Origin of the sequence: Alicyclobacillus macrosporangiidus CPP55, assembly GCF_000702485.1 — a bacterium.
Taxonomy (GTDB): Bacteria; Bacillota; Bacilli; order Alicyclobacillales; family Alicyclobacillaceae; genus Alicyclobacillus_H; species Alicyclobacillus_H macrosporangiidus_B.
Window position 1 is genome coordinate 217,690 of the sequence record NZ_JNIL01000001.1, and the last position, 26,151, is coordinate 243,840.

Sequence of the window (26,151 nt, forward strand, 5' to 3'; positions counted from 1 at the left end):
GATGGGGACTGCCGTTGTGATCACCTCGGGGAAGGGCGGTGTCGGCAAGACGACCTCGACCGCCAACATCGGCACTGCTCTGGCTCTGTTGGGCAAACGCGTGTGCTTGGTGGACACCGACATCGGGCTGCGCAACCTCGATGTGGTGATGGGGTTGGAAAACCGGATCATCTACGACATCGTCGATGTCGCCTCCGGAGAATGCCGCCTCGAACAGGCACTGATCCGGGACAAGCGCTTCGACCAATTGGCCGTGTTGCCCGCATCGCAGACGAAGGACAAGTCGGCGCTCGATCCGGATCGCGTGCGGGACATGGTGGTGCAGCTGAAGCAACAGTTCGATTTCGTCTTCATTGACTGCCCGGCCGGCATTGAGCACGGTTTCAAGGTGGCCATCGCGGGGGCCGACGAGGCCATCGTCGTGACCACGCCAGAGACCGCCTCGGTCCGGGATGCGGATCGGGTGATTGGACTGCTGGAGGCGAGCCATCTCAAATCACCGAAGCTGATCATCAACCGCATCCGGCCGAAGATGGTCAAACAGGGAGACATGCTGGATATCGATGAGGTCGTGCAGGTGCTCGCCATCGATCTGCTCGGTGTGATCCCTGACGAAGAGACCGTGATCAAAAACAATATCAAGGGCGAACCGATTGTGATGAACCCGGACAGCCGGGCGGCCATGGCATACCGCCACATCGCCCGCCGGATCCTCGGCGACTCCGTGCCGCTCATGGTGCTCGACGAGGAGCCGGGCCTGTGGAGCCGGGTGAAACGGCTCATCGGTGGGCGCCGCTGAGCCCGCGGTCATACTCGTCCCACTGTGTCCATACCTATGTAGGGACAGGATGGCGAGGAGGGGCGAGTATGTCCGACGACAAGTCGATCTGGCCTTGGAAGGAATGGAATCCCCGCTCGGTGACCAAAGCGGCAAAAGACCAGCGGACGGAACCCGTTGCACCCGACCTGCAAGATGACAACCCGTGGTTCGCCCCGCGGCCCGGCGCACCGGCGGGCGACACGGCCGGTGATCCGGATCGCAAGTCCGGCCGCCCCGGTTCGGCGCGATGGCTCGGTGCCGACGCGTCCCCTTACGGGTTTTCGGACGAAGACGGAAGTCTGCAGCAGGTGGAAGGGGCAAACTGGCGCCGTTCGTTCGGAACGGGGCGATCCCGCCGGTTCGTGGCGAGGTCGGGCCGAATCACCTCCGTCGAGCGGGTGGTGAAGCGCGATCCTGCTGGCGGTGGCACGTGGCTGTTGCAGACGGTGTGCGCTATAGGGCTCGTCGCAGCCGGCCTGTACGCGCACGACAGCCAAGGGAGCATTGCCGACGAGATCCAGCGCGTCTATCACAGCATGTTCTCCCAAGATTACACCACGCTCTCGATGCCGGCGGTCAAGCAGTTCCTCGACGACCACGGCGTATCCATCCCTGCGTTCTGGACCTCATCGACCTCTGGCGCCGTACGCCTGCATACCCCGTTGGATGGCGTGATCCGGGCCGATTACACGCCCGGGCACCCGGAGGTCTGGATCGCGGGCACAGCGGACGCTCCTGTGCTCGCCTCGGGATCCGGGACGGTCTCCCAGGTCCAGAAGGATGCTGACGGCTGGTCGGTCGTCATCCAACACGGCGCCATCGGCACATCCCTGTACCACGGATTGGGGACCGTCAGCGTCCAGGCCGGACAAGCGGTCAGCTCGGGTCAAGTGATTGGCCGGTTGCCCCACACGGATTCGCCCGTCCTGCGGTTCGCCATGCAGCGCGACGGTGCCTATATCAATCCACACGATGACATCCACTTCCCGGAGACCGGTGCATGAATCTGCACCGTCGCTTCGTCCTGCCGGCGGGCGGCGCGCTCGGGATGGTGGGCCTGGCGGCCAAGGTGCGGGTGCATCCGCTCTTTCTCGCCCTCGCGGTCTTAGCGGTGTACGCAGGGTTGTGGCGCGACCTGATCGTCCTGTTTTTGCTCGTGGCGCTCCACGAATTGGGCCACGCCGCCGCGGCGCAAGCGCTCGGGTACGAGGTGGAGCGGGTGTCGCTCCTCCCGTTTGGCGGGGTGGCGACACTGGCCTACGGGAGCATCGGCTTTGTCCCTCGCCACGAGGCGCTCATCGCCATCGCCGGGCCTTTGGTCAATCTGGGGCTCACGGGTGTCTGTGCGATCGTGCACGCCTTGGGCCTGTGGCCGGATGCGTTTTTCCTCCGCGTGGCGGAATTGAACCTGTGGATCGTCGCATTCAACCTGCTGCCCGGGCTGCCCCTCGACGGCGGGCGCATCCTGCGGGCAGCGCGATCGCGCGAGTTGGGGTACGAGGCGGCGACACGGGAGGCGTATGACGTGGCGCTATGGTTGGCAATCACCTTGTTGTTCCTCGGTGCGGCCGCGCTCTGGGCGGGATACCCGCATTTGGGCATGTTGGTGCTGGGGGTCTTCCTGCTGGTCACCGCCTGGGCCGGCCGGCGCGATCTGCGGATGGAGACCATTCGCTTTCTGGACGCGAAACGGCGGGCATCCCGGCGCCGCCCGGAGGTCATTCGGTCGTTGGTCGTGCCCCGGACGACGCCGATCCGTGATGTCGTCCGCCGTTTTTCTCCGGACCGGTACCACCTCGTGTACGTGCGCAACGAGTCGGGCGAGGTGTCCGCCATCCTGGAAGAAGATGAGCTCTTGGAAGCCGTCTTTGACGGGCGGTGGCTCGAGACGGTGGGCGATTGGATGGACCGGCCCTGAAGGTTGCCACACGCCGGTTTGGCGTGATAAGATATCAAAAGTGTATTGTGCCCATGCGATCTGCTTGGGCCGGCACTGCAACCGCATGTGTCAGGGGCGGCATTGGCCGAAAAACCACCTGGGGTGGTGCCCCGGCAGCGAGTCTGAGTGAAGGAGGCGTGGCGATGTACGCCATCGTCGAGACGGGCGGCAAGCAGTACAAGGTTTCGGAGGGCGACGTCATCGTCGTCGAGAAGCTGGACGCGGAGGTCGGCAGCACCGTTCAGCTGGACAGGGTGTATCTCATCGGCGGGGAGGACGGCGTGCGCGTGGGCACTCCGACAGTGTCCGGAGCTTCCGTTTCCGCAAAGGTGATGGAGCACGGCCGCGGCGAGAAGATCGTCGTGTTCAAGTACAAGCCGAAGAAGAACTATCACAAGAAGCAGGGTCACCGCCAGCCGTACACCAAGCTGCAAATCGAAGCCATCCAGGCGTAAAGCGGGGCGGCGGGACGGTTGATTCGGCTCGATGTGTACGAACAGGCCGGACGCATCCGCCGTTTCACGGTCCGCGGCCACGCCGGGGCGGGCCCGGCGGGACGGGACATTGTGTGCGCGGCTGTGAGCGCGTTGGTCCTCAATGCGATCAACAGTTGTGAGGTCCTGCTCAGTTGTCCGCTCTCGGTGGACGACGACGGCGAGACCCTTTTGTGCGAGGTGCCGGTCGGCACCCATGACCCGCAGGGCGTCCAACTGCTGCTCCAAAGCATGGTGTTCGGGGTGAGGCAGACCGCCGAGGCACACCCGCAGCACGTGGCCGTTCGTACCCATTCGGTTTGACAAACGCACACGAATGGGTGGCGGGTGTTGCGCGGAGCGGCTCGCTACGCGGAAGAAGCGGAGCGCAACACCCGCCACCGAAAAAGGAGTGAGTGCAGATGTTGAAGTTCGACCTGCAACGGTTTGCCCACAAGAAGGGCGTCTCCAGCACGCGCAACGGCCGCGACAGCGAATCGAAGCGGCTTGGCGTCAAGCGGGCGGACGGCCAGCTGGTCACCGCCGGCTCCATCCTCGTACGGCAGCGCGGCACCAAGATCCACCCGGGCAAGAATGTCGGCCTGGGCAAAGACGACACCCTTTTCGCCCTGATTGAGGGCCGCGTCAAGTTCGAGCGGTTCGGCCGCAACCGCAAGCGCGTCAGCGTGTATCCGGTGGATCAGGCGGCGGAGGCCACGGTCGCGGCCGAAGCGTGAGGGAGGACGAATCGGTGAAGCCCGGCGCAAGCCGGGCTTTTTTGCGAGGATGGGACGTGGTGAATCGTGGATGAACAGGAATGCCTTGCTGCTCTCCGGGCCCATCGGCACGAGGTGATGAATGCGCTTCAGGTGGTCAAGGGCTATCTGCAGCTGAAACGGATCGATCGCGCCCAGCGCGCCCTCGACCGGCTGTCGGATCGGCTCGCCGACCTCTCGCGCCTGCAGGGGGCCGTCGCTTCTGAGGAGGCGGACATCCTCTGGTGCGCGATCGCGCTCGGCCGCGTGCGCATCCAGCGCTGGCCGACCGGGATCTGCCGGACGGTGGTGCAGGTGCGCGCCGTGTGCGCATTGCTGCAGGCGCTCGAATCCTGCGCGGCGGCCTGCGGGTTCGACGAGGTCAGGGTATCGGCCGGAGGAGAAGACCGAGGTCTCCTATGGCTGCGGATCGAGCCGGTGAACGGACCGGCAGGCGCGCCGGAAAGACAAGGGGAACTGGATTGGTGGCACACTGTACAGCAGGAGACGGCCGGCCTGGGTGTGCGGTGGGACCCACCTGAAGACGGGGCACGTGTGGTGCGCCTCTACGGCTGAAGACCCTGGCCGGCAGGTGGACGGAGGCAAAGGAGGCGAAGCGATGTTCGTCGATCAAGCGAAGGTGTACGTCAAGGGCGGCGACGGTGGCAACGGCATTGTCGCGTACCGCCGCGAGAAATATGTGCCGTTCGGCGGCCCCGCCGGCGGTGACGGTGGCCGCGGCGGAGACGTGGTGCTGGTCGTCGACGAAGGGCTGCGGACGTTGTTGGACTTCCGCTACCAGAGGCACTTCAAGGCGGATCGTGGCGAGAACGGAAAGACCAAGAACCAGCACGGCAAGAGCGCGGAGGACCTCATCGTGAAGGTGCCCCCGGGGACCGTGGTGCGCGACGCCGATACGGGGGAGTTCCTGGGTGACCTGGTGCGCCACGGGCAACGCTTGGTGGTGGCTCGGGGTGGCCGCGGCGGGCGCGGCAATGCCCGCTTCGCCACCGAGGTCAACAAGGCCCCTGACATGGCCGAAAAAGGGGAGCCGGGCGAGGAGCGCAATCTCCTGCTCGAGCTAAAGGTGCTGGCAGACGCGGGATTGGTCGGGTTCCCGAGCGTCGGCAAGTCGACCTTACTGTCCGCCGTGTCGGCGGCGCGCCCGAAGATCGCAGCCTACCACTTCACCACCCTGAGCCCCGAGCTGGGCGTGGTCGACGTCGGGGACGGGCGGAGTTTCGTGCTGGCCGACCTGCCGGGGCTGATCGAAGGGGCGCACGCGGGGCACGGGCTCGGACACGAGTTCCTGCGCCACGTGGAGCGCACGCGGGTGATCGTCCACGTGATCGACATGGCAGCGGTGGAAGGCCGCGATCCGGTGGCAGACTTCCGGACCATCCAGGATGAGCTGAGGCAGTACGATCCACGCCTGGTCGAGCGGCCCCTCCTGGTGGCGGCCAACAAGATGGATCTGCCGGAGGCCGCGCAGCACCTGGAGCGGTTTCGCCAGGCGTATCCCGACCTCAGGGTGTTCCCGGTCTCGGGGGCGACGGGGGAGGGCGTGCAGGAGTTGGTCTATGCGATCGCCGATCTGCTCGACGCGACCCCGGTGCCGGCCCCCCTGGACGAGGGCGCGGACACCCCGCCGCAGACGGAGGAAAAGGTGTACCGGTACGAGCCGGAGGAACCGTTTCAGGTCCGCCGCGACGGCCCGGTGTTCGTCGTGGTGAGCCGTGAGCTCGAAAAGCTGGTGAAGATGACCAACTTCTCGCAGCACGACGCGGTGGTCCGGTTCCAGCGCATCCTCCAGCGCAAGGGCGTCGACGACGAACTGCGGCGGTGCGGCGCCAAGGAAGGCGACGTGATTCGGATTGGAGACATGGAGTTTGAGTTTGTCGACTGACCCGCCGCCGTGGTGGACACCGGCCTTGGCGTCCGAAGCGACGCGGCGGGTTGCGGAGGCGCTGCCTGCGGAAACCGGGGGATTGTTCTTTCAGAACCCGGAGGGATCCGTGGCCTTATTCGCCCCGCCGGTACTGGCGGATGAGGTGACCTTCGCGGCCGATCCGGCGGAGGTTGTGCGCTTTGCGTATTCCTGCAGGGCCCAGGGGAACCGCGTGCTCGGCTCCTTTCACTCGCATCCGAACGGGCGCGAGACGCTGTCCTGCCGCGATCATCCGATGCTGGCATGGGGAGAGTGGCATGCGCTGTTCGTGCCCGCGGGCAGCGCATGGCGGATCCGGTTCTGGCGCCGGCAGACGGGGATTTCACCCCTGGAGAAATCCAGATGAGGTTGTGAAGGATTTACAATCCGATATCCCGCAGATCACCGGGAAAACAGGCGGTGGATGATTCGCCACGAAGTCCCTCTCACGGAGGTGAGGGGCGTGGAGGAATGGTCCACCGCTGTTTTGTTGCAACAGATCCTCGACGACGCGGTCGAGCATCGGTGTTCGGACGTGCACCTGTTTCCGCACCGAGAGGGCATTCGCGTGCAGATGCGCCGGGACGGGCGGTTGTACCCGTACGCGGAATTACCCGCCCAGGCGGCGGGCATCATCCGCAAGGTCAAGGCGCTGGCTCGGATGGACGTCGCGGAGACGCGGATTCCGCAAGACGGCTCCTTCCACTGGGACGCAAAGACCACGGCGTGTGACGTTCGGGTCGCGACGCTGCCGACCATTCATGGTGAGACTGTGGTCCTGCGGTTGTTCCCGGCGAAGAGAACCTGTTGGACGTTTGAGGACCTCGGCATGCCTGGGGACCAAGTGCAGGAGGTCACCCGCCTGCTGCAGGCGGACCACGGGATGATCCTCGTCGCGGGCGGGACGGGCACGGGGAAGACCACGACCTTGTACACGATGATGTGGCACCTGTCCAATGCGGGCAAGCGCGTCGTCAGCATCGAGGACCCGGTGGAGATGGCGGTCGACAACTGCCACCAGGTGGAGGTACGGGAGCGGGTGGGGATGACGTTCAGTGCCGGCGTGCGCGCGGTATTGCGCAACGATCCGGACGTGATCATGGTGGGGGAGATCCGGGACGAAGCCACGTCCCAGGCAGCGGTTCGGGCAGCCCTCAGCGGCCATCTCGTCCTGTCGACCACCCATGCCCGGGACTGGATTGGTGCGGCGATCCGGCTGGCCGAGTTGGGGGTGCCGAGGTCGGTGGTGGGCGAGGTACTGCACGCGGTCATCGTCCAAGAACGGACGCCGTTGGCCCGTCTGGCCGACGTCCACCGGGCGGAGTGGGATCGGACTGGCGAGTGGCAGGCGAAGTTTGAAGTGCACCGAATCCACCCCGAGGCGGCGGTGTGGATCGCGTCGGACGCGCCATGGCCCGAGGTCCGCCGCAGGCTTGAGTTGGAGGCGCGCATGTCGCGCCGGGAACGGGCGTGAGGGGCATGCGACCCGGCGGCACCGGCGGCGTTCCAGGAACGGCGTGGGGCGAGCTCGTGCGCACCCGCCGGTGGCAGCAGGCCGTGGCACGATGCCGGCAGGCGGCTCGGCGTGCGCGTGATCGTCGGCAGGTGTTGCGTCGTTTGCCCGACCTGTTCGACCGTTGGGCGGAGCTGTCTGCAGCGGGGCTGCCTTTCGGGCGTGTGTTCCACGTGTTGCGCCTGTCCGCACCAAGGCCGGTGGAACGGGCATACTTGGACGCGCTGGCGGAGGCCCTCGAGGCGGGGCAGCCGCTTGCCGGGGTGTGGTCGGACCGGCTTCCGCCGCTGCTCAGGGTGTTGTTTGCCGCGGGAGAGACGAGCGGCCAGCTGGAACAGGTGCTGATCGCGTGGAGCCAGCAGACGCGCCGGCAACGCCGATGGCGCAATGAGCTCGGGCGGTCCGCCGCCTATCCAGCCGCCTTGCTCGTCGCGGTGGCGCTGTTGTGTGCGTTCGTCCAGGTCGATCTGTTGCCGACCTTGACCCATCTGTTTGAAGGACTCGGGGTCGCGCCGCCGCCGGGAGTGGCCTGGGTACACCGCGCCCTGGTGTGGGGCCCGGGCTTCGTTGCGGCGGGCATGGCAGGGTTGGCGGCTGGGGCCATGGGCGTGTGGCGACTCCGCGGCCGACTGCCTGTGCGGTGGCGGGCGTGGGCATACCGAATGCCTGGGGCGGAATGGATCCCGTTGTGGCGGACCCAGACCGCCTGTCAGCTCATGGGGTTGTTGTTGCGCGCAGGCGTTCCGCTGGCCGAAGCTCTGGAATGCTTGGCCGCATCGGCGGGCCCCCGCTGGCTGCGAACGGCGGCCGGCGCGATGCGGCTGCGGGTCCTGGAAGGCCGACCCTTGGCAGAGGCGCTCTCCGGGGAATGGGACCCGCTGTTCACCGAATTTGTCATGTTGGCAGAACAGACTGGCGATTTGGCGCACGCGCTGCACCAGGTGGCGGACCTCACGCAGAGGCGTCTGACCGCCCGGGTGGAATCGGCGCTCCGAATTCTCTCCCCGGTGCTCCTGCTCGGCATGGCCGCCATGGTGGCCGGGGTGATGTGGTCAGTGTTCGTCCCCATGTACGACCTGATGGACCAGGTGTCCGGCCACCTGTGACATGCCGGCGCCCATCGGTCACGACATCTTTCTGACACGGGAGGATGACCGTCGATGAGGAAGTGTATTGGGTTGCTGTGCCGTCCGCGCCATCGATGGACGGACAACGGGGCAGGCGGGCAGGCAGGGTTTACCCTGTTGGAAATGGTGGTGGCTGTGTTCGTGTTGGCCGTGATGATGAGCGTCGTTGCACCGCACGTGCTGGGCGTGGGCAAGCGGGCGGAGTCGGTGGCCTGCGAACAGAACCAGCGTGACATCCGGGCCGCCCTCGACGAGTATCAGCTGATCTACCACAAGTACCCGACGGGAAACACCGACGAACAGCTGCAGGCGCTGGTGGACGCACAGCTCCTCGATTCTGTTCCGCGGGAGCCCGCGGGCGGCCACTATACCTTGGATACGACGGGGAACGAGGCGGTGGTGAACTGTGATGTGCACGGGGTGCTCGGGAACTCCTGACGTCAAGCCACCGCATCGCGGCGGCGGAGAGGCTGGCCTCACCTTGCTCGAGTTGACGCTCACCCTGGCCATCACCGCTTTGGGATTCGCCATCGCGTGGCCCCGGCTCGTCGCCGGGACGATGGATGCCCGTCTGCTGCACACGTCGGAGGACCTGGTGTGGCAGATGCGCGTGGCTCAGGCGGTCGCCCAAGCCCAGTCGGAGACGTCGGAAGTCGATCTGAACAAATACGTCGGGGTGTATCACGTCTTCTGGGGACCGACTCTGGTGCGGGTCGGCCAGTTCGACACCGGTGTGCAGTACCGGGACGGATATTTGCAGATGCAGACGGGGCGCGTGTCCTACAACGCGGGCGGCGACAGCCAGACGGCCGGGGTCATCCGGCTTCAAGCTGGTGCTCGGGAGCAAGACATTCATCTGTACCTGGGATCCGGGTTGCAGTGGCTGGAGGACCCGGCATGACCTTGTGGGAAGTGGTGATGGCGGTGTGGATGTTGACGGTGGCGAGCGCCGGGATCTTCGGCGGGTGGTACATGGGCGTCGAATCGCTGAGGCGGGCAGAGGACCAAGCGGCTGCGTTGGAGGCGGCGAGTCTGGCAGCGGAACACTGGCTCGCAGGGGATTCGTTCCCTGGTGCGGCCTCCGTACCCGGGGCGGCATGCGAGACGGAGGTGGACATGCCGAGTGGCAGGAACAGCATCGAGGCGTCTGCGCGGTGTGGGGATATGGAAGCCCGGATCGAGGTACCGGCGGGGGCTCGCACCCTGGGCAGTTGACGCGCGGACCCGGGGATTCACCTTGCTCGAGGCGGTGGTGGCGCTGACGTTGTCGGCCGCCCTCGCCACTGTGCTGGCCCGGACGTGGATCGCCCTGGGTCTGGGGGCCAGGGCGATGACGGCGACGGCAGAAGAGGAGGCGGTGTGGTGGAACGCGAGGAGGGTGTTGGCAGCCGACCTGCACACCGCAGTTCAGGCCTCAGCGGACACCGGGGGACTGCGCTTGGTCACGGCGGACGGCCGCGTATACCGGTACACGGTGAACAGTCAGGGACAGTTGGTGCGCACCGCAGTGGGAGGGGGGACGGCGGTGATTGCCGTCGGTGTAGCGTCCGCTTCGTTCACCGTGTCCTCCGGGGTGGACGTTCGGCTGTCGTTCCGCAGCGGGGTGGAGCGGACTTGGTATGCTGCGACGTTGGCGGGGATCGGGCTATGACGGGCGGCTCCGCGTGCCGAATCGGAGGATACGGTGAAAGTCTGGGGATGCGGTGGCCGCGGGACACCGGCGCGATCGTCCCGCTCGCGTTGGCCGTCCTCCTGTTCGCCGCCTTGGGCGCGATGACGCTGGTAGAGGTGGGCGCGTCCGCGCTTCGCGTGTCTGTGCTCGACACGAAGCACGCGCAGGCGTATTGGCTCGCTCGCGGCCGAGCCCTGGAGTTGGTGCACGAGATCGCGGGCGGCCATCCCCCCGCCCCGGCGTCTGACGTGGTATACTCCTTAGGCAAGGTCCATGCGGTGGTGACGCAGGGAACCGCCTGGGTGATTCAGGTGACAGCGGACACCGGTCTGGCGGCCGACACCGTGCGGGTGACATACGACGACCGACAGCACCGGATCACCGCATGGACGGATACCAACGGATCGTAAACGAGAAATGGGGCTCGAAGGAGCACTGGCGGCCGAGGGGGGAATGGGGATGGCGCGCGTCGCGCTGGTCGGCATGATGGGCAGCGGAAAGAGTACCGTGGGCCGGTCGTTGGCTGGACGGCTCGGCTATCCATTCGTCGATCTCGATGCCGCAGTCGAGGCAGAATCGGGCATCCCGATCCCCCAGCTATTCGCGACGGGCGGTGAAGAGGCATTTCGAGCGTTGGAGGAGCGGGTCCTTCGGGGACTGACCGACGCATATCAGGATGTGGTGTTGGCAACCGGGGGAGGCGTGGTCGTCACCCCGGGCTGCCGTGACCTCCTCCGGGCCCGGTGGAGAACGGTGTGGCTGTCCGCTGGCGTGGACACCTTGGTGGAACGGCTGCAGCCGGAGATGCAGACGAGACCCATGCTCCAGACCGGCGAACCGCTCGCCGCACGGGTGCGTGCGTTGATCGCCGCGCGTCAGGCGTGGTATGAATCGGTGGCAGAGTGGACCGTCTGTGTCGACGGGCGGAGCGTGGACGAGATCGCCGGGGAACTGGCGGCCCGATTCGCCGGCACCTCGGCGGATGCGCAGGACGCGGGGAGGTGACCGCAGGTGCAGCATATCCAGAACATCCTGCCGAAAGTCTGGCCCAACCGCCGCGACGACGAGTACGGCCCGTCGTACTTTCGGGCGGCTATCCCGCAGTTGGCCGAGTGGCGAGTGCCGGACGAGGTCATTCTGCGCCACCGGGCGCTTCTGCTCGAATACATCCGCCAGGCGAAGATCTGTGCGGCGTGCACCGGGTACGCCCAGTGCGGGAAAGAGGGGGATATGAAGGGATTCACGGAGACATTGGAGCGGTACGGCCCCCAGTTGACGGTGCGCGTGCAGCGGTGTCAGCCGTATCTCGAGGACCTGACGAGGCGCCGGGTGGAGCGCTGGGCGTCGATCTCCGGGAGCTTGCCGCAGGACCGCGAGTACCGCTTGGACAATTTCCCCGTCGAGCAGCGGCGCAAGTATCCGCGCCTGTGGGCGTTTGCGAAAGAGTTCGCGGAGACGTTCGAGCCGGGCAAGTCCGCCGACGGGTTGTACATCTTTGGCCCGCCGGGCGTCGGGAAGACGCACCTCATGCTGGCGGTGTTCAACCGGCTGCAGGAGCGGGGCGTGCCGTGCTTGGTGGTGCGTTCCGACTCCATCTTCGATCGCATGCGCCACATCATCGCCGACAACGGCGATCTGGAACCTCTGCTCGAGGCGTACGCGACCGTTCCGGTGCTCGGGATCGACGAGTTCGCCCAAGAACGAGCCAACGAGTTTACGCTGGAGAAATTGTTCCGCGTCATCAATCACCGCTTTCACAGCAAACTGCCGACCTGGTTCACGAGCAACTACGCACCGCCGAACATCTACCGGCGGGGCGGTCAGGACCTGCATGACAGTGTCAGCCCGCTGCGCAGCCGCATTCTTCAGATGACGAAGATGGCGAGGATGGATGGAGAGGACGCGCGTCAACGCGGCCTCGAATCCCTCACTTGAGCGCTTCTTGAGACGGCCTGGGACGGGCCGAGGTGGGCCGTTCGGCCAGGATGACCAAGGCCACCTGCCGCAGCTCAACCTCGATCCTGGGCCTCATCCGTGCCTCCAATTCCCGCTCCTTGCGGGCTTGCTCCGCGGCGACCAGCGTGCGTTCTTGGTCCGGTACATCCGGCAGGATGCTCCGGTAATAGGTGCGCACCTGTTCCCGCTCGTCGAGCCACCGGCGCGTGGCCGCGTCGGCCCAGTCATGGGGCCGCTCGGCGAGCCGACGCTCGACATGGCGCGCAACGCGCTGCCAGGCTTGTTCGAGCGAGAGGGTGCCTGACAGAAATGCCTCGGCGGGCTTGTCCAGCGGCACCATGTCCAGGCGTTCCAGCGCTGGCAGAAAACGTTCCACCACCTGACCGTTGACGAGACACACCCCGATGGACCAGAACTCCTGTTGCGTCAGGTCGCAGCGAAAGGAGACCAGGAGATTCAGCATCAACCAGGGGACCCTGACCGCATTGGGTGGCAGATGGCGGGGGGCCACACAGGCGAATTGCCCGCGGCGATCCAGGGACTGAAATATCTTGTCCAGGCGGAAGCAACCGAGGTTGATCCATTCCGCGGTGGGCGGGCGGAAAAATCGCCGCTGCAGCTCAGTGAGCCCCTGGTGCTCGGCGTCGCGCAGGGCTTGCTGCCGCAGGCGTTCGTTCTCGCGTTCGAGGGCGGTTTCCTCGAAGGCGAGGCGGAGCACGGTGGGCGGCACGTCTTTCTGGGTTTTCTCGACCCACAGCCAGTAGTAGGGCCGGTCGGTCAGCTCTTTGTCGACATCACGGGGCAGTTGGTATTCCCGGTAGAACGGTGCCTCGTACACCACGGGTGCCCCCACGGCGGCAAAATACGCGTCGCAAAACCGCATCCGTTCCTCCGCAGTGCGCAGGGGCAGTGCCATCTGCACGGCCGACCCGGCTTGAGCCGGGAGCCGCGACGAAGGCTGGCGGGGCGTCTCGACCGTCATTCCGTCGCACCTCCCTGTTCCAGGCGCAGCACCTGTTCGCCGTACTGATGCAGGCGCTCCCTCAACTCTTCATCGCTGGCGCTGGTCATCGCCAGGTTGAGGATATCTTCTTCAAACCGCGCCAGCCGCTTCGGGTCGCCGAGGATGTAGTCGAGCTCCCCGATCACCATCTCAAACATGCGGATCTTCTCCTGCAACAACTCCACGATATGCGCCTCGATGGTGTTGCGGGTGGACAGGTTGTACACGTGCACCTCCTCGGTCTGGCCGAGCCGGTGGATGCGCCCGATGCGCTGCTCCAGTTTCATGGGATTCCATGGCAGGTCGAAGTTGATCATGTGGTGGCAAAACTGCAGGTTGATGCCCTCCCCGCCCGACTCTGTGGCGACGAGCACCCGCGCTCGATTGGCGAACAGGTCCTTCATCCAATCCTTCTTACCCCGCCGGAATCCGCCCCGGAACGGGACGGCGGGGACGCCGCGCTTGCGCAACATGTACATCAGGAAATCTTGGGTCGCGCGGTACTCCGTGAAGACGATGCATTTGCCGGGAATTTCGTCCAGCATGCGTAGGACGGTCTCAATCTTGGTGGGTACTTCGATCTGCTGCGCCATCTGCATCAGCTCCGCAATCTGGGCGCGGACCTCGTCACTGCGTGCGCGCTTGAGCATCTTCTCCAGCGTCAACAACGCGGCGTACGGGGACGAGCAGATTTCACGCTGCAGGGTGATGAGCGGCAACACCGATCCCCGCCGCGCCATCCGCACCTCGTATTCCCCGCGCAAGAACCGCTGTACCGCGTCGTACAGCTTGCGTTCCGCGGGGTTCAACTCGAGCGGGACGACGTGCACGTGCCTGTCCGGCAACGCGGCGGCGCCGTCGCGGCGACGGTTGCGAATCATCACGTTGGTCAACTGGGCCCGGAGGGCAGCCGGGTTTTTTGGCGTGCGGGCGGTGACGGTGTGCTCCTGCACGAATTGCCCGCGGTTGCCCAACCGGCCCGGCTGCAGCAAGGTGATGAGCGTATGCAGCTCGGCCAGATGGTTTTGCATCGGCGTCGCCGTGAGCAAAAGCATGTACTTGTTCGGGATCTGATTGACCATCTGCCAGTTTTTCGTGCGGCTGTTCTTCAACTTGTGCGCTTCGTCGACGACGACCATGTCCCATTCGATGCCGAGCACCGCCGATCGATGAGGTTCACGTTTGGCGGTATCGAGGGAGGCGACGATGACGTCGTAATAGGCCCAGTTGGCCTCGTGGCGTTGGGCAAACGCCCGAATGCGGAACTTCTCGTTCAACTCGCGCGTCCACTGCAGGACGAGGGAGGCCGGAACCAGGACGAGGATTTTTCGAGCGAGTCCGCGCAGCAGATACTCCTTCATGATGAGTCCGGCTTCGATGGTCTTGCCGAGGCCGACCTCGTCCGCGAGGATCGCGCGGCCGTGCATCTCCCGAATCACCTGTTTGGCGGTCGCCACCTGGTGCGGGAGCGGGGTGAAGCCGACGACGTGCTCGAGCGCCATCAGCTCGTCGAAAGCGGACGCCATCCGGGCTTGGATGGACGTGGCAGCCAGCCGGAATAAGTTCCAGGCAGCCTGGTTGCCAACGGGCTCCCTTTCTAGGTATGCTGTAAACGCGTGAAACGAGTCTTGGCCTGTCCAGTAGATTGGAGGCGTCGTGGACGGCATCCGTTGGTCCGCGAGCGGTCCTGTCACCGGGCATCCCTCCAGTCGCGCAGGATGGTGCTGCCCTCTGGGCGAGTTCGTGTGATTGCGCTGCTCATCCGGGTGGTCCGGTCCCAGCCTCCGGGCACGCCGGGTACGTCCTAGTATGAGACGTTTTTCGCCATTTCTTACACAGCGTGTAATGCGCTTGGCCGGCTGGGCCGCCGGCGGATGAAAGGGGCCTGGTCCCCGGTGGGGACCGCATAGGCCCGCGAAGCGAGGAGGGACCGCGGTGGCAGAACTGAAAAGGACGTCCCTGTACCCGCTCTACCAAGCGTACGGCGCGAAGACGGTGGAGTTCGGCGGGTGGGAGATGCCTGTACAATTTTCGGGGATTCTGCGGGAGCACGAAGCGGTTCGGACCCGTGCCGGGTTATTCGATGTCTCGCACATGGGCGAATTCGAGATCCGGGGTCCGGACGCGTTGAGGCTTCTGCAGCACGTGGTCACCAACGACGTGCAGCGCCTGGAACCGGGTGCAGCGCTGTACACCCCGATGACCAACGAGCGGGGTGGCTGCGTGGACGACCTGCTGGTGTACCGCTGGGAAACGAACCGGTTTTGGGTGGTCGTCAACGCGGCGAACATCGAGAAAGACTTCCGCTGGCTTGTCGATTGGCGGGACAAGCTGGGCCTGGCCGCTGAGGTGATCGACCGATCCGCGGGCATCGCCCTGTTGGCGTTGCAGGGGCCACTCGCGGAGCAGATTCTGCAGGGGCTGACCGACACCGATTTGCGGCCACTGCGGTATTACCACTTTTGCGAAGGACGGGTACTGGGCAAGCCGGTCGTGATCTCACGAACGGGGTACACCGGAGAGGATGGGTTCGAACTGTACGCGGCGGCGGAGGATAGTCCGGCGCTGTGGGAGGGCATCCTCGCCCACGGCCAGCCGCTGGGGTTGATCCCCGCGGGCTTGGGAGCGCGCGATACGTTGCGGTTGGAGGCCCGGCTGCCGTTGTACGGGCACGAGCTCACGGACGACATCACGCCCCTGGAGGCGGGGCTCGGGGTGTTCGTCAAGTGGGACAAGGGCGACTTCGTCGGACGCGAGGTGCTCGCTGAGCAGAAGGCGCAAGGCGTCAAGCGCCGGATAGCCGGCATCCAGATGCAGGAGCGGGCCATCCCGCGCCAAGGCTATGCGGTCCGCGCGGATGGCCGCGAGATCGGGCGGGTGACGTCGGGAACCCAGTCGCCGACGCTCAAGGTGCCCATCGCCCTGGCCTTGATCGATGCGGGTTACGCCGGCGTGGGCGTTCAGGTCACGGTGGACGTGCGCGGCAAGGAGGCGGCGGCCGTGGTCGTGAAGACGCCGTTTTACAAGCGGGATCGCCGTTCGGACGGCTGAGGTTGGATCCAGGGAGGATGGGCCATTGAACCGTTACAGCTATATTCCCCACACCGCAGAAGACCGGCAGAAGATGATGGCGTACCTCGGCATCCCGGACACGGAGGCTTTGTTCAGCGACATCCCGGAATCGGTGCGGATGCGCCGCCCGCTGCAACTTCCGGCGGCGATGTCCGAACTGGCGCTGGAGCGCCATCTTCAGCAGCTGTCTCGCAAGAATCTGGACTTTTCGCAGGTGACGAGCTTTCTCGGCGCTGGGGCGTACGAGCACTATGTCCCGAGCGTCGTCGACGCCATCGTCAGCCGGTCCGAGTTCTACACTTCCTACACGCCGTATCAACCGGAGATCAGCCAGGGCATGCTCCAGGCTATCTTTGAATACCAGACGATGGTGGCTGAGTTGACCGGCATGGACATCGCCAACGCGTCCATGTACGACGGTCCCACTGCGCTGGCGGAGGCAGGACTCGTGTGCTGCGTCCACACGCGGCGGAACAAACTGCTCGTCGCGGCCAACCTGCATCCGGAGTACCGGGCGGTGTTGGAGACGTACGCCGCCGGGCAGGCGGTGGAAGTGGTGGAGATTCCGCTGCGCGGGGGATGCGTGAACCCCGAGGCCTTGAGGCAATTGTGCGACAGCACGGTGGCCGGGGTGTTGGTGCAGTACCCGAATTTCTTCGGCTGTGTGGAGGACCTGCAGGCGATGGCGGACATCGCGCACAGTGCAGGCGCACTGCTCGTCGTGGCCGCTTATCCCATCGCCCTTGGATGGCTCGCGGCTCCGGGCCAGCGCGGCGCGGACATCGTGGTCGCCGAAGGCCAGTCGCTCGGCAATGCCGTCGCCTACGGGGGGCCGTACCTCGGCATCATGGCGGCCAACAAGGACCTGATGCGGCGGCTGCCGGGGCGCATCGTCGGGCAGACGACAGATGCTCAGGGCCGGCGCGGATTCGTTTTGACCCTGCAAGCGCGCGAACAGCACATCCGGCGCGAGAAGGCGACGTCCAACATCTGCACCAACCAGGCGCTCAACGCCCTGGCTGCGACCGTTTACTTGGCCTACATGGGTCCAGCAGGCCTGCGTGAAGTGGCGCTGCAGAACCACCACAAAGCGCGCTATCTGCAGGAGCGCCTGTGCGCGCTACCCGGCGTGGAGCGGGTCTTCCCGGAACCGTATTTCAACGAGTTCGTTCTGCGGCTCCCAAGGCCCGTCGCACAAGTCCAGCAGAAGCTGCTCGAGCAAGGATTCCTGTTCGGGTTCGATCTCGGACAGGCATTTCCCGATCTGGAAGGTTGCGTCCTGCTGACCGTCACCGAAGTGCGCACGCGCGAAGAGATGGACGCCGTCGTCTCGGCATTGGAGGGATGCTTGTGAGCCTGCAACGGGAAGGCGATCAGCCGTTGGTGTTTGAACGCAGCCGGCCGGGACGGCGGGCGTACAGTTTGCCGGCGCTGGACGTACCGGAGGCGCCCCTGGAAGAGATGGCGCCGTACGTGCGGCCGTCCGACGTGCGTCTGCCGGAGCTCAGCGAGGTCGACGTCATTCGCCACTATACGGCCCTGTCGACCCGCAACCACGGGGTGGACTCCGGGTTTTACCCGCTCGGATCGTGCACGATGAAGTACAACCCGAAGCGCAACGAGCGCGCGGCCCGGTTGCCCGGGTTTGCCAACATCCACCCGCTGCAGCCCCAGCCCACCGTCCAGGGCGCGCTGGAATTGATGCACACGCTGCAGGGATTTCTCGCGGAGATCACCGGCATGGATGCGGTCAGCCTGCAGCCAGCCGCTGGCGCGCAGGGTGAGTGGACCGGGTTGATGATGATCGCTGCCTATCACCGGGATCGCGGTGAGCGGCGGGACAAGGTGATTGTTCCGGATTCCGCTCACGGGACCAATCCGGCGTCGGTGACGATGGCGGGCCTCAAAGCGGTGACCATCCCCTCGAATCCCGACGGGAGCGTCAACCTGGACGCCCTGCGCAAGGCGGTGGGCCCGGACACGGCGGCGTTGATGCTGACGAATCCCAACACCCTCGGGCTGTTCGAGACGCAGATTGAGGAGGTCGCGCAGATTGTGCACGCGGCGGGCGGCCTATTGTATTACGACGGGGCCAACATGAACGCGATTCTCGGGTACGCCCGGCCCGGCGACATGGGCTTCGACGTGGTCCACCTCAACCTGCACAAGACCTTTTCGACGCCGCACGGGGGCGGCGGCCCGGGGCGGGGCCCGTCGGTGTCAAGGCGCACCTCGAGCCCTATCTGCCCAAACCGACGGTGGAAAAGCAGGCGGACGGAACGTACCGGCTCAACTGGGACCGTCCGCGATCCATCGGCAAGGTGAAGGGATTTTACGGGAACTTCGGTGTCCTCGTGCGGGCGTACAGCTACATCCGCACCTTGGGCCCGGACGGGTTGAAGCAGGTGTCCGAACACGCGGTGCTCGCGGCCAACTATCTGATGCGGCGGTTGGCGGGGGCGTACGATCTCCCGTACGATCGCGTCTGCAAACACGAATTTGTGCTCTCGGGCCGGCGCCAGAAGCAGCAGGGCGTCCGCACGCTCGACATCGCCAAGCGGCTCCTGGATTTCGGTGTGCATCCGCCGACGATCTATTTCCCGCTGATTGTCGAAGAGTGCCTCATGATTGAGCCGACCGAATGCGAGAGCCTGGAGACGCTGGATGAGTTCGCCGACATCATGTTGCGGATTGCGAAAGAAGTAGAGGAGAATCCGGAGTATGTGCGCGCTGCGCCACACCGCACGGTGGTGGGCCGGTTGGACGAGGTGACGGCCGCTCGCTCGCCCGTGCTTCGGTACACCTTTCCCGAGGAAGGCGAAGCGGCCGGACGGCGCGCCTAAGGGCGCGCCGCCGGCATAGCGGGTCGGGTCCGCTGCGAAGTCGGAACCGGGCCTTCATCCTGCAGATGGCGGACATCGTCGATGGCCGCCACCTGCCACTGGCCGTCCCGGTGGATGAGGCGCGTGATCCCGGTGTTATGCAGGGAGACTTCGTGTGTGACGCCGAGTGACCGGAGCAACGCCCGAATCCATCCGCCATGGCTGACGCACAGCACCCGGGCGTGCGGATAGCTGGCGGCGACCCGAGCGAGGAACCGCTCGGCCCGCTGGCGCACCTGGGTTTCCGACTCCGCCCCATCCTGTGGCGACGGGATGACGGCGCGCGCGTCGGCTCGAGGGTCGCGCCGAGTGCCTTCGATTCGTCCGAAACACCGCTCTCGCAGGTCGACGTCGAGGATGATGGGAACACCTCGGCCGGCTGCCAAGATCTCGGCCGTGGCCTTGGCCCGCACGAGATCGCTGCTGAGGATGACGGTGAACGGCGTCGTGCGCAACCAATCGGCGAGCCGTGCCGCCTGGCGCAGGCCGTTCCCGTTGAGCGGGATGTCGGTCCAGCCCTGAACCCGGCCCTCCGCGTTCCAATCGGTCTCTCCATGGCGCACAATCCACAGCTCGGTCACGGGCTTCCCTCCCTGGCGGCGATATGTTTCAGTATATCAGCGCATGTGATACAATGACAGCGATTTGTCTTCTTCACACGTTATGAAGGTGGATTCTGAATGGCTGAGCGACCGTATCTACTCGTCGTGAACGGGCCGAATCTGAACCGCCTCGGGCTGCGTGAGCCTCAGGTGTATGGCACCGAGACCCTCCACGATGTGTGCGCGCGCGTCCGCGAAGCGGCCGACGCCTTCGGGGTCGCCGTGAAAGACTTCCAATCCAACCACGAGGGCGCCCTGATTGATTTTTTGCAGCAGTACGGGCCGGGGGCCATTGGGATCGTCCTCAACCCAGGCGCCTTCGGCCATTATGGGTACGCCCTGCGAGATTGCGTAGCGGACATCGGGCGGCCCGTCATTGAGGTGCACATCTCGAACGTGCACCGCCGGGAGGCGTTCCGCCATCAGCTCGTGCTCGCCCCCGTGGTCCTGGGGCAGATCGTCGGGCTCGGCACGGCGGGATACGTGTTGGCGGCCCGGCATCTGCTGGAACTGTGGAGGCGGGAGCGAGGGGGAGAACGCGAATGAGCGGCAGATTGGACCGGTTGCGCGCGGAGATGGCCGCGCGCGGACTGGAGGCGATGCTCGTATCGAGCCCGGAAAACCGGCGTTATGTCAGCGGGTTCACCGGTACCTCCGCCAATGTGCTGGTGACGGCTGACCGCGCGCTCGTCATCACCGACTTTCGGTACACGCAGCAGGCGAAAGCGCAGTGTACGGGATTTGAGGTGGTGCAGCAACAGGCCTCACACGCAGGGGCGTTTCTCGAGCTGTTGGCCGAGGTCGTCCAGTCTCTGGGCGTGAAAGCGGTGGGATTTGAGCAAGACTACCTCACATACGGTGAGGTGGAGCGCTACCGGGCGTTGGAGAAGACCGTGCCCGGCTTCACCTGGGTACCCGTTTCCGGAGTGGTGGAACGCCTTCGCATGGTCAAGGACGAGGCGGAGATCGCCATCCTCGAGGAGGCGGCCCGCATCGCGGACGAAGCGTTCGAGCACGTGCTCGGCGTGCTCCGGCCGGGGCTGACGGAGCGGGACGTGGCCCTTGAACTCGAGATCCAGATGCGCAAACGAGGGGCTTCCGGGGCGGCGTTCGACACCATCGTGGCTTCCGGCTGGCGATCGGCGATGCCGCACGGGGTGGCCAGCGACAAGGTCCTCGAGGCGGGGGACCTGGTGACGATGGACTTCGGTGCCCTGTACCAAGGATATTGCTCGGACCTGACCCGTACGGTGGTCATCGGCAAGGCCAATCCGCGCCAACGCGAGATCTACGAACGCGTGCTGGAGGCGCAGCGGCTGGCCCTGGCGGCGGTCCGACCCGGCATCACAGGCCGGGAGCTGGACGCTGTGGCGCGGGACGCCCTGGCACGACATGGCTTGGCGGAGGCGTTCGGCCACTCCCTGGGACATGGCATCGGCTTGGCAATCCACGAGGATCCGCGCATCTCCAAGAGCGGAGAGGACGTCCTTGAACCCGGGATGGTCATCACCATCGAACCGGGCGTCTACTTGCCCGAGTGGGGCGGGGTGCGGATCGAGGAAGATGTGCTCGTCACGCCCGATGGCGGGCGGGTGTTGACGCTTTCAGCCAAGGACACGTTGATCGAGGTTTGAGACATCAGGAGGGGTTTGCGTGATTTCCAGCAACGATTTTCGCACCGGTACGACGATTGAAGTGGACGGCGAGATCTACCGCGTGATCGAGTTCATGCATGTGAAGCCCGGGAAGGGTGCCGCGTTCGTCCGCACGAAGCTGAAGAACGTCAAGACGGGCGCGGTCAAGGAGACCACCTTCCGGGCGGGGGAGAAGGTGCCGCGCGCGCACATCGAGACGCGCGAGATGCAGTACCTGTATAACGACGGGGATCTGTACACGTTCATGGACACGGAGACGTTTGACCAGATCACCATTCCGAAGTCGCAATTGGAGTACGAGTTGAACTTCCTCAAGGAAAATATGAACTGCTTCGTCGTGATGTACCAGGGGCAGCCCATCGGCATCGATCTGCCGAACACGGTGGAGCTGAAGGTCATCCAGACGGAGCCGGGGATCCGTGGGGACACCGCGACCGGGGGCAGCAAGCCGGCGACGGTGGAGACCGGATACACACTGCAGGTGCCGTTTTTCATCAATGAAGGGGACGTGTTGGTCATCGACACGCGCACCGGCAACTACGTGTCGCGCGCCTGACGGGCGAGCCCACGGTTCTCCCGCTTGCCGGGCAGGGACGGCCTGGGATGCTGCGCCGGGCCGGAAGAGTTACCCGAGCGGTCTGTCCGCTCGGGTTTTTTGCGTTTCCGGCGCGGTGAACGGTTCTGTCGGAGGGACGAGCGGCATATCGAACAAGCGTGGGGGTGACGTGGCATGGGTGCACGGCGGAACAGCGATGTTTGAGGTCATCGACAAAGTGGTGTACGCGATGGCCGGGCTGCGTGTCCTGTCCAGTTTGGCGGAGTTGACGGGTGCTTGCCTGATGCTTTACTTCGGCACGGCCGCCTCGGCGTTGCAGGTCAATGCGGTGCTCGCCCTGGTCGGACCGCTTGTCTTGGTCACGGTGACGATGCTCGGCATCAGCGGGCTCGCCGGCGAGATCGCCCTGTGGCGCATCGCGTTGATTGTGCTCGGCGTGGGCTGCATCCTGCTCGGAGCAAGAGGTTAGGAGAAGGATCCCGGCATGGCGGGCGGGATCACCGGATGGACTTTCGCACCAGGCTGAACACGAAGAACATCAACAGCACGAAGATCACGAGAAAGACCACAATCCAACGCACCAAGACGGCGATGTCCACGGCCGTCCCTCCCTCCACCGAACTGCAATTGTCTTCTGTTATGGAATGCGGCATCCCAGTTCCCCGTGACGGCTTTCTCGCCCCGACCGCTTGTCATATCGGTCCCAGCCTGTCCGTATACATGGACTAACCAGGGAGGTGGATGACGTTGTGTGGAACCGGGAATCCGCTCCGGCAGGGGAATGGCCCTGGCAGCAGGTGTTCCGCGTCTGTCCGCCCGACGTCGCCCAGCGCCTGCAAAACCTCCCGTCGCCGGTCCTGGAGCGGGTGGAGGAACTCAGGTTTCGCCTTCACCAACCGCTGCAGCTGTGCGGGGCGAGCCTGGACCAATTCTTGCATCGGGAACAGGGTTTGACCCGCAGCCCCGACGACGCCATCCGGGTCACCGAGGATCATCTGATGCGGGTCATCCAGGTCGTCACGCAGTCTTCCCTGTATGCGGTGGAGGACGATCTGCGCCGTGGGTTCGTCACCATGCCGGGCGGTCACCGGGTGGGCGTCGCCGGCCGGGCGGTGTTGTACGAGTCAGGGTCCGTGCGATCCATTCGAAGCATCACGTCCGTCAACGTCCGGATCGCCAGGGAACGGCTGGGCGCGGCCGATCCGCTGCGCGCCCACGTGCAAGACCCGGTCAGCGGCGCACCGCTGAGCGTGCTGCTCATCTCGCCGCCGCAGTGCGGAAAGACCACACTCCTTCGCGACCTGGCCCGGCTGTGGAGCGAGGGAGGCATGCCCGCAGGGCGTCCGTGCAAGGTGGCCGTGGTCGACGAGCGCTCCGAGATCGCAGGGTGTGTGGAGGGCGTGCCGCAGTTCCGCCTGGGCCCACGGACCGATGTGCTCGACGCGTGTCCGAAAGCGGAGGGGATGTTGATGGCCATCCGCAGCCTTTCTCCGGACATCGTGGTGACGGACGAGATCGGGCGTGCCCAGGACGTCGGCGCCATCCTGGAGGCGGCGCACGCGGGGGTGGCGGTGCTCGCCAGCGCCCACGCGCGAAATCTCGACGAGTGGCGGACGCGGCCCCACATGGGAGAACTGTTTCACGGGCAGGCGTTCCACCGTTATGTGGTCCTCAGCCGCCGCCGCGGCCCCGGGACCATCGAGTCCATCCTCGACGCCAGAGGGCTGCCGGTCGCCGGGTTCTCCAACCTGTCCCGAAGGACGGATGCGCCTTGATGAAAGCGATTGGCGCCGCCCTGGTGTTCGTGGCCTGCACCGGGATCGGCTTTCGCATCGCCCGCGACTACCGGGAGAGGCCACGCCAACTGCGCGCGCTGATGCAGGGGATGCGGTTGCTGCAGGCGGAGGTGGAGTACAGTGTCACGCCGCTGCCCGCCGCGCTTCGCCGCGTGTCGGAACGCGTCTCGCCTCCCGCTGGTGTCCTGTTCGCCTCCGCTGCGGACATCCTGCAGGACGGCGACGTCCCGGTGGCGGACGCACTGGCGCGCGCCCTGAACGAGGCCGAACGATTATCCGCCTTGCGTGACGCCGACCTGGAGGTGGTGCGGGAGTTCGGCCGGACGCTCGGCACGTCGGACCGGGTGCACCAGAGCCAGCAGTTCGAGGTGGCCATCGCTCGTCTGGCCGGGTTGGAGGAGGAGGCGCGCGAGCTTCAGCGCACGCACGAGCGCCTGTGGCAATACATCGGGGCGCTGGTGGGGCTGACGATTGTGATCCTGCTGTACTAACGGCGGCTATGCCGCCCTTGGGGGGATGGGCCGTGACACCGGAGATCCGCGCCATCTTGCAAATTGCCGGCATCGGTTTCCTCGTCGCCTTCCTGCATTCCCTGCTCAAGGAGAGCGGCAAGGAGAACTATGCGTATTGGACCACCGTCGTCGGCTTGGTGGTGGTCTTCATGATGGTCATCGGGTATGTCGGCAACCTGTACCGGGAGATTGAAACCGTGTTTTTGCGGCAGTAGGTGAGCCGGGTGCAAATCTTACAGCTGGTGGGCATCGGATTGACGGCGACGGTCATCGTGGTGGTGCTTCGGGAGCGGATGCCGCAGTTCGCGATGATGGTCGGCCTGATGGCGGGTATCGTCCTGTTCCTCGCGGTCCTCGGACCGATGCAGGACGTGGTGCACGCGCTCACGGACCTCGCGCAGGCCGCGCGGGTCGATCAGGGATTTCTCGGCACCGTGCTGAAGATCATCGGGATTGCGTACATCGTCGAATTCGCCGCGCAGGTCGCCCGGGACGCCCATGAAGGCGCGTTGGCCGGAAAGATTGAACTGGTGGGCAAAGTCGGCATCGTCGTCCTGGCGCTGCCCATCATCACGGGTGTGGTCGAGTCGTTGGTGCATCTTCTGCCGTGAAGGAAGGGAGTGGGATGCCGGTGCGCTGGCGATGGTGGACGGGCGTTCTGCTGTGGCTCGGGCTGTTGTGCGGGCTCACGGTCCATCCCGGACTGGCACAGGCCGCGGTCGATCCCGCCGGCGTCTCCGCTTCGGCCCCCTATGGCTCGGCCTCCCCTGGACAAAGTGCCTTGGAGCAGGCGGGCGACTCCGCGCGCGCGGCGGCCGAGCAACAGTTGGAGCAGCTGCCCGTGCAGTCCATCGAACGCTTCTGGCACGACCTGCAGGCGGAGTACGGCGGGTTCTTGCCCGACGTCCCGGGGGGCAGCATCGTCCGCTCCATCCTCGACAGTGGCGGATTCAACCTGCACGGCATCGCCGCCGGCGTCGTGCGGTATTTCCTGCACGAGGTGTTGGACAACGCCCAATTGTTGGGCGGCATCCTGGTGCTCTCCGTGCTAGCCGCCCTGCTCGAGTCGATGCAGGCCGCGTTCGAGCGCCAGGCCGTCAGCCAGATCGCCTACTTCGTCGTGTTCCTCGTGCTGCTTGTGTTGGCCATCGGATCGTTCACGGAGGCAGTGGGGACCGCCAAACACGCCATCCAATCGATGACCGACTTCATGCTGGCGACCGTGCCGTTGGTGGTGACGGTCATGGCGGCGTCCGGATCGCTTGTGTCGGCTGCGTTCTTTCAACCTCTATTGCTGTTCGCCGTGCATCTCATCAGCAACGTCGTGTTTCTGTTCGTGTTCCCGCTCATCTTCTTCGCCGCCGTGATGGAGATCGTCAGCGCCCTGTCTCCCCGCTACTCCTTGACCCGCCTGGCCGGGCTGCTCCGGACCGGGGGCGTCGCGATCCTGGGCCTGTGTCTGAGTGCATTCCTCGGAGTTACGGCGGTGGAGGGACTCGGCAAAGGTGTCGCCGACGGCGTCGCGCTGCGCACCGCGAAGTTCGCGGTCAGCACCTTCGTCCCGGTGGTGGGCAAGGCGGTGGCCGACGCGGCCGAGACGGTGGCCAGCGCCTCGCTGTTGGTCAAGAATGCCATCGGCGCGGCGGGGCTGGTGATCGTGGCGTTCATCGCCCTCTTCCCGGTGCTGAAGATTCTGGCTCTGTCGCTCATCTACCACGGCAGCGCCGCCTTGATGCAACCGCTCGGGGACAACCCGATGGTGAACTGCCTGGCGGCGATTGGGAAGAGCATGGTGCTCCTGTTCGCGAGCGTCACCGCGGTCGCCCTGATGTTTTTCTTCGCCATCTGCATCCTGTTGGTCTCGGCCAACCTGGCGGTGATCATGGCGTGA

At 65.5% G+C, this 26,151-nt stretch carries 34 protein-coding genes; 31 read left to right on the forward strand and 3 right to left on the reverse strand.

Features of this window, described 5'->3' with window-relative positions; all coding sequences use genetic code 11:
• Position 1: 1 nt before the first annotated feature.
• The 18 genes from minD to zapE all read left to right on the forward strand — a co-directional run bounded on the left by minD (position 2) and on the right by zapE (position 12,161).
• Positions 2-799, forward strand: coding sequence for a septum site-determining protein MinD (gene minD, locus N687_RS0101135; RefSeq protein WP_029420115.1), 798 nt, complete (start codon positions 2-4; stop codon positions 797-799).
• 68 nt (positions 800-867) lie between these two features.
• Entirely contained in the window at positions 868-1,824 is a 957-nt protein-coding gene (locus N687_RS0101140; protein WP_029420116.1) for a murein hydrolase activator EnvC family protein, read from the forward strand.
• Complete coding sequence (locus tag N687_RS0101145) at positions 1,821-2,738, forward strand: M50 family metallopeptidase (RefSeq protein WP_231493362.1); 918 nt, start codon at positions 1,821-1,823, stop codon at positions 2,736-2,738. The genes N687_RS0101140 and N687_RS0101145 overlap by 4 nt, the downstream gene beginning before the upstream one ends.
• 164 nt (positions 2,739-2,902) lie before the next feature.
• Positions 2,903-3,214, forward strand: a complete 312-nt coding sequence (gene rplU, locus N687_RS0101150; protein ID WP_029420118.1) for a 50S ribosomal protein L21 — start codon at positions 2,903-2,905, stop codon at positions 3,212-3,214.
• 18 nt (positions 3,215-3,232) lie between these two features.
• The gene (locus tag N687_RS0101155) at positions 3,233-3,556 is read left to right on the forward strand and encodes a ribosomal-processing cysteine protease Prp (RefSeq protein ID WP_029420119.1); all 324 of its coding nucleotides are present in this window, start codon (positions 3,233-3,235) and stop codon (positions 3,554-3,556) included.
• Between the two features lie 98 nt (positions 3,557-3,654).
• The gene (rpmA, locus tag N687_RS0101160; RefSeq protein WP_029420120.1) at positions 3,655-3,969 is read left to right on the forward strand and encodes a 50S ribosomal protein L27; all 315 of its coding nucleotides are present in this window, start codon (positions 3,655-3,657) and stop codon (positions 3,967-3,969) included.
• Positions 3,970-4,035: 66 nt separating this feature from the next.
• On the forward strand, positions 4,036-4,563 hold the full coding sequence (locus tag N687_RS0101165; protein ID WP_035461986.1) for a Spo0B domain-containing protein: 528 nt from the start codon (positions 4,036-4,038) through the stop codon (positions 4,561-4,563).
• A gap of 43 nt (positions 4,564-4,606) precedes the next feature.
• Positions 4,607-5,893, forward strand: coding sequence for a GTPase ObgE (gene obgE / locus N687_RS0101170; protein ID WP_029420122.1), 1,287 nt, complete (start codon positions 4,607-4,609; stop codon positions 5,891-5,893).
• The gene (locus N687_RS0101175) at positions 5,877-6,281 is read left to right on the forward strand and encodes a Mov34/MPN/PAD-1 family protein (RefSeq protein WP_197029181.1); all 405 of its coding nucleotides are present in this window, start codon (positions 5,877-5,879) and stop codon (positions 6,279-6,281) included. The genes obgE and N687_RS0101175 overlap by 17 nt, the downstream gene beginning before the upstream one ends.
• 96 nt (positions 6,282-6,377) lie before the next feature.
• Positions 6,378-7,388, forward strand: a complete 1,011-nt coding sequence (locus tag N687_RS0101180) for a GspE/PulE family protein (protein ID WP_051662844.1) — start codon at positions 6,378-6,380, stop codon at positions 7,386-7,388.
• A 5-nt stretch (positions 7,389-7,393) separates the two neighbouring features.
• Positions 7,394-8,533 (forward strand): type II secretion system F family protein, encoded by a 1,140-nt coding sequence (locus tag N687_RS0101185; RefSeq protein ID WP_029420125.1) that lies wholly within the window; start codon positions 7,394-7,396, stop codon positions 8,531-8,533.
• 54 nt (positions 8,534-8,587) lie between these two features.
• Entirely contained in the window at positions 8,588-8,992 is a 405-nt protein-coding gene (locus N687_RS21835; protein WP_051662845.1) for a competence type IV pilus major pilin ComGC, read from the forward strand.
• 43 nt (positions 8,993-9,035) lie between these two features.
• Positions 9,036-9,455: a pilus assembly FimT family protein gene (locus N687_RS0101195; RefSeq protein WP_051662846.1), complete on the forward strand. Its 420-nt coding sequence runs from the start codon at positions 9,036-9,038 to the stop codon at positions 9,453-9,455.
• Positions 9,452-9,769 carry a hypothetical protein gene (locus tag N687_RS24305; RefSeq protein WP_029420128.1) on the forward strand — a complete coding sequence of 106 codons (318 nt, stop codon included), beginning with the start codon at positions 9,452-9,454 and terminating at the stop codon, positions 9,767-9,769. The genes N687_RS0101195 and N687_RS24305 overlap by 4 nt, the downstream gene beginning before the upstream one ends.
• Entirely contained in the window at positions 9,711-10,205 is a 495-nt protein-coding gene (locus tag N687_RS24310) for a PulJ/GspJ family protein (RefSeq protein WP_269320479.1), read from the forward strand. The genes N687_RS24305 and N687_RS24310 overlap by 59 nt, the downstream gene beginning before the upstream one ends.
• Before the next feature lie 47 nt (positions 10,206-10,252).
• Positions 10,253-10,636: a hypothetical protein gene (locus N687_RS0101210; RefSeq protein WP_035461988.1), complete on the forward strand. Its 384-nt coding sequence runs from the start codon at positions 10,253-10,255 to the stop codon at positions 10,634-10,636.
• 49 nt (positions 10,637-10,685) lie between these two features.
• On the forward strand, positions 10,686-11,231 hold the full coding sequence (locus N687_RS0101215; protein WP_051662847.1) for a shikimate kinase: 546 nt from the start codon (positions 10,686-10,688) through the stop codon (positions 11,229-11,231).
• A 6-nt stretch (positions 11,232-11,237) separates the two neighbouring features.
• Positions 11,238-12,161 carry an AFG1/ZapE family ATPase gene (gene zapE, locus N687_RS0101220; protein WP_029420132.1) on the forward strand — a complete coding sequence of 308 codons (924 nt, stop codon included), beginning with the start codon at positions 11,238-11,240 and terminating at the stop codon, positions 12,159-12,161.
• Here the strand turns inward: zapE and N687_RS21840 are convergent.
• Complete coding sequence (locus N687_RS21840) at positions 12,154-13,164, reverse strand: YqhG family protein (protein ID WP_051662848.1); 1,011 nt, start codon at positions 13,162-13,164, stop codon at positions 12,154-12,156. The genes zapE and N687_RS21840 overlap by 8 nt on opposite strands.
• Entirely contained in the window at positions 13,161-14,879 is a 1,719-nt protein-coding gene (locus tag N687_RS0101235) for a DEAD/DEAH box helicase (protein WP_231493363.1), read from the reverse strand. The genes N687_RS21840 and N687_RS0101235 overlap by 4 nt, the downstream gene beginning before the upstream one ends.
• 241 nt (positions 14,880-15,120) lie before the next feature.
• Here N687_RS0101235 and gcvT point away from each other — a divergent pair, with 241 nt between their 5' ends.
• From gcvT to N687_RS24570, 4 genes are read left to right on the forward strand one after another with little or no spacing between them, the layout of a single operon-like run.
• The gene (gene gcvT, locus N687_RS0101240; protein ID WP_029420135.1) at positions 15,121-16,236 is read left to right on the forward strand and encodes a glycine cleavage system aminomethyltransferase GcvT; all 1,116 of its coding nucleotides are present in this window, start codon (positions 15,121-15,123) and stop codon (positions 16,234-16,236) included.
• Positions 16,237-16,261: 25 nt separating this feature from the next.
• A complete protein-coding gene (gene gcvPA / locus N687_RS0101245; RefSeq protein WP_029420136.1) occupies positions 16,262-17,611 on the forward strand; it encodes an aminomethyl-transferring glycine dehydrogenase subunit GcvPA in 1,350 nt (449 codons plus the stop codon).
• Positions 17,608-18,582: an aminomethyl-transferring glycine dehydrogenase subunit GcvPB gene (gene gcvPB, locus N687_RS20525; RefSeq protein WP_231493364.1), complete on the forward strand. Its 975-nt coding sequence runs from the start codon at positions 17,608-17,610 to the stop codon at positions 18,580-18,582. The genes gcvPA and gcvPB overlap by 4 nt, the downstream gene beginning before the upstream one ends.
• Positions 18,579-19,100: a hypothetical protein gene (locus N687_RS24570; RefSeq protein WP_231493365.1), complete on the forward strand. Its 522-nt coding sequence runs from the start codon at positions 18,579-18,581 to the stop codon at positions 19,098-19,100. The genes gcvPB and N687_RS24570 overlap by 4 nt, the downstream gene beginning before the upstream one ends.
• Here N687_RS24570 and N687_RS0101255 read toward each other — a convergent pair.
• Entirely contained in the window at positions 19,097-19,720 is a 624-nt protein-coding gene (locus N687_RS0101255) for a histidine phosphatase family protein (RefSeq protein WP_029420137.1), read from the reverse strand. The genes N687_RS24570 and N687_RS0101255 overlap by 4 nt on opposite strands.
• Positions 19,721-19,819: 99 nt before the next feature.
• Here N687_RS0101255 and aroQ point away from each other — a divergent pair, with 99 nt between their 5' ends.
• The 9 genes from aroQ to spoIIIAE all read left to right on the forward strand — a co-directional run bounded on the left by aroQ (position 19,820) and on the right by spoIIIAE (position 26,151).
• Entirely contained in the window at positions 19,820-20,287 is a 468-nt protein-coding gene (aroQ, locus tag N687_RS0101260) for a type II 3-dehydroquinate dehydratase (protein WP_029420138.1), read from the forward strand.
• Positions 20,284-21,375 carry a M24 family metallopeptidase gene (locus N687_RS0101265; RefSeq protein ID WP_029420139.1) on the forward strand — a complete coding sequence of 364 codons (1,092 nt, stop codon included), beginning with the start codon at positions 20,284-20,286 and terminating at the stop codon, positions 21,373-21,375. The genes aroQ and N687_RS0101265 overlap by 4 nt, the downstream gene beginning before the upstream one ends.
• A 19-nt stretch (positions 21,376-21,394) precedes the next feature.
• Positions 21,395-21,952 (forward strand): elongation factor P, encoded by a 558-nt coding sequence (gene efp / locus N687_RS0101270; protein WP_029420140.1) that lies wholly within the window; start codon positions 21,395-21,397, stop codon positions 21,950-21,952.
• Positions 21,953-22,121: 169 nt separating this feature from the next.
• Positions 22,122-22,421, forward strand: coding sequence for a YqhV family protein (locus tag N687_RS0101275; RefSeq protein ID WP_231493366.1), 300 nt, complete (start codon positions 22,122-22,124; stop codon positions 22,419-22,421).
• Positions 22,422-22,701: 280 nt separating this feature from the next.
• The gene (gene spoIIIAA / locus N687_RS0101285) at positions 22,702-23,727 is read left to right on the forward strand and encodes a stage III sporulation protein AA (protein ID WP_051662849.1); all 1,026 of its coding nucleotides are present in this window, start codon (positions 22,702-22,704) and stop codon (positions 23,725-23,727) included.
• Positions 23,727-24,239, forward strand: a complete 513-nt coding sequence (gene spoIIIAB, locus N687_RS0101290; RefSeq protein WP_029420143.1) for a stage III sporulation protein SpoIIIAB — start codon at positions 23,727-23,729, stop codon at positions 24,237-24,239. Before spoIIIAA ends, spoIIIAB begins: the two co-directional genes overlap by 1 nt.
• Before the next feature lie 32 nt (positions 24,240-24,271).
• Positions 24,272-24,475: a stage III sporulation protein AC gene (gene spoIIIAC / locus N687_RS0101295; RefSeq protein WP_074953144.1), complete on the forward strand. Its 204-nt coding sequence runs from the start codon at positions 24,272-24,274 to the stop codon at positions 24,473-24,475.
• Between the two features lie 9 nt (positions 24,476-24,484).
• Positions 24,485-24,871 carry a stage III sporulation protein AD gene (spoIIIAD, locus tag N687_RS0101300; RefSeq protein WP_029420145.1) on the forward strand — a complete coding sequence of 129 codons (387 nt, stop codon included), beginning with the start codon at positions 24,485-24,487 and terminating at the stop codon, positions 24,869-24,871.
• Positions 24,872-24,885: 14 nt separating this feature from the next.
• Complete coding sequence (spoIIIAE, locus tag N687_RS0101305) at positions 24,886-26,151, forward strand: stage III sporulation protein AE (RefSeq protein WP_029420146.1); 1,266 nt, start codon at positions 24,886-24,888, stop codon at positions 26,149-26,151.

Coding starts and splice junctions, on each gene's coding strand:
- N687_RS0101140 (WP_029420116.1), top strand. CDS start 868: ATGTCCGACGACAAGTCGATCTGGCCTTGGAAGGAATGGAATCCCCGC.
- spoIIIAE (WP_029420146.1), top strand. CDS start 24,886: ATGCCGGTGCGCTGGCGATGGTGGACGGGCGTTCTGCTGTGGCTCGGG.
- N687_RS0101210 (WP_035461988.1), top strand. CDS start 10,253: ATGCGGTGGCCGCGGGACACCGGCGCGATCGTCCCGCTCGCGTTGGCC.
- N687_RS0101265 (WP_029420139.1), top strand. CDS start 20,284: ATGAGCGGCAGATTGGACCGGTTGCGCGCGGAGATGGCCGCGCGCGGA.
- N687_RS0101145 (WP_231493362.1), top strand. CDS start 1,821: ATGAATCTGCACCGTCGCTTCGTCCTGCCGGCGGGCGGCGCGCTCGGG.
- aroQ (WP_029420138.1), top strand. CDS start 19,820: ATGGCTGAGCGACCGTATCTACTCGTCGTGAACGGGCCGAATCTGAAC.
- N687_RS24305 (WP_029420128.1), top strand. CDS start 9,452: ATGACCTTGTGGGAAGTGGTGATGGCGGTGTGGATGTTGACGGTGGCG.
- rplU (WP_029420118.1), top strand. CDS start 2,903: ATGTACGCCATCGTCGAGACGGGCGGCAAGCAGTACAAGGTTTCGGAG.
- minD (WP_029420115.1), top strand. CDS start 2: ATGGGGACTGCCGTTGTGATCACCTCGGGGAAGGGCGGTGTCGGCAAG.
- rpmA (WP_029420120.1), top strand. CDS start 3,655: ATGTTGAAGTTCGACCTGCAACGGTTTGCCCACAAGAAGGGCGTCTCC.
- N687_RS21840 (WP_051662848.1), bottom strand. CDS start 13,164: ATGACGGTCGAGACGCCCCGCCAGCCTTCGTCGCGGCTCCCGGCTCAA.
- N687_RS21835 (WP_051662845.1), top strand. CDS start 8,588: ATGAGGAAGTGTATTGGGTTGCTGTGCCGTCCGCGCCATCGATGGACG.
- N687_RS0101185 (WP_029420125.1), top strand. CDS start 7,394: ATGCGACCCGGCGGCACCGGCGGCGTTCCAGGAACGGCGTGGGGCGAG.
- N687_RS0101215 (WP_051662847.1), top strand. CDS start 10,686: ATGGCGCGCGTCGCGCTGGTCGGCATGATGGGCAGCGGAAAGAGTACC.
- obgE (WP_029420122.1), top strand. CDS start 4,607: ATGTTCGTCGATCAAGCGAAGGTGTACGTCAAGGGCGGCGACGGTGGC.
- spoIIIAB (WP_029420143.1), top strand. CDS start 23,727: ATGAAAGCGATTGGCGCCGCCCTGGTGTTCGTGGCCTGCACCGGGATC.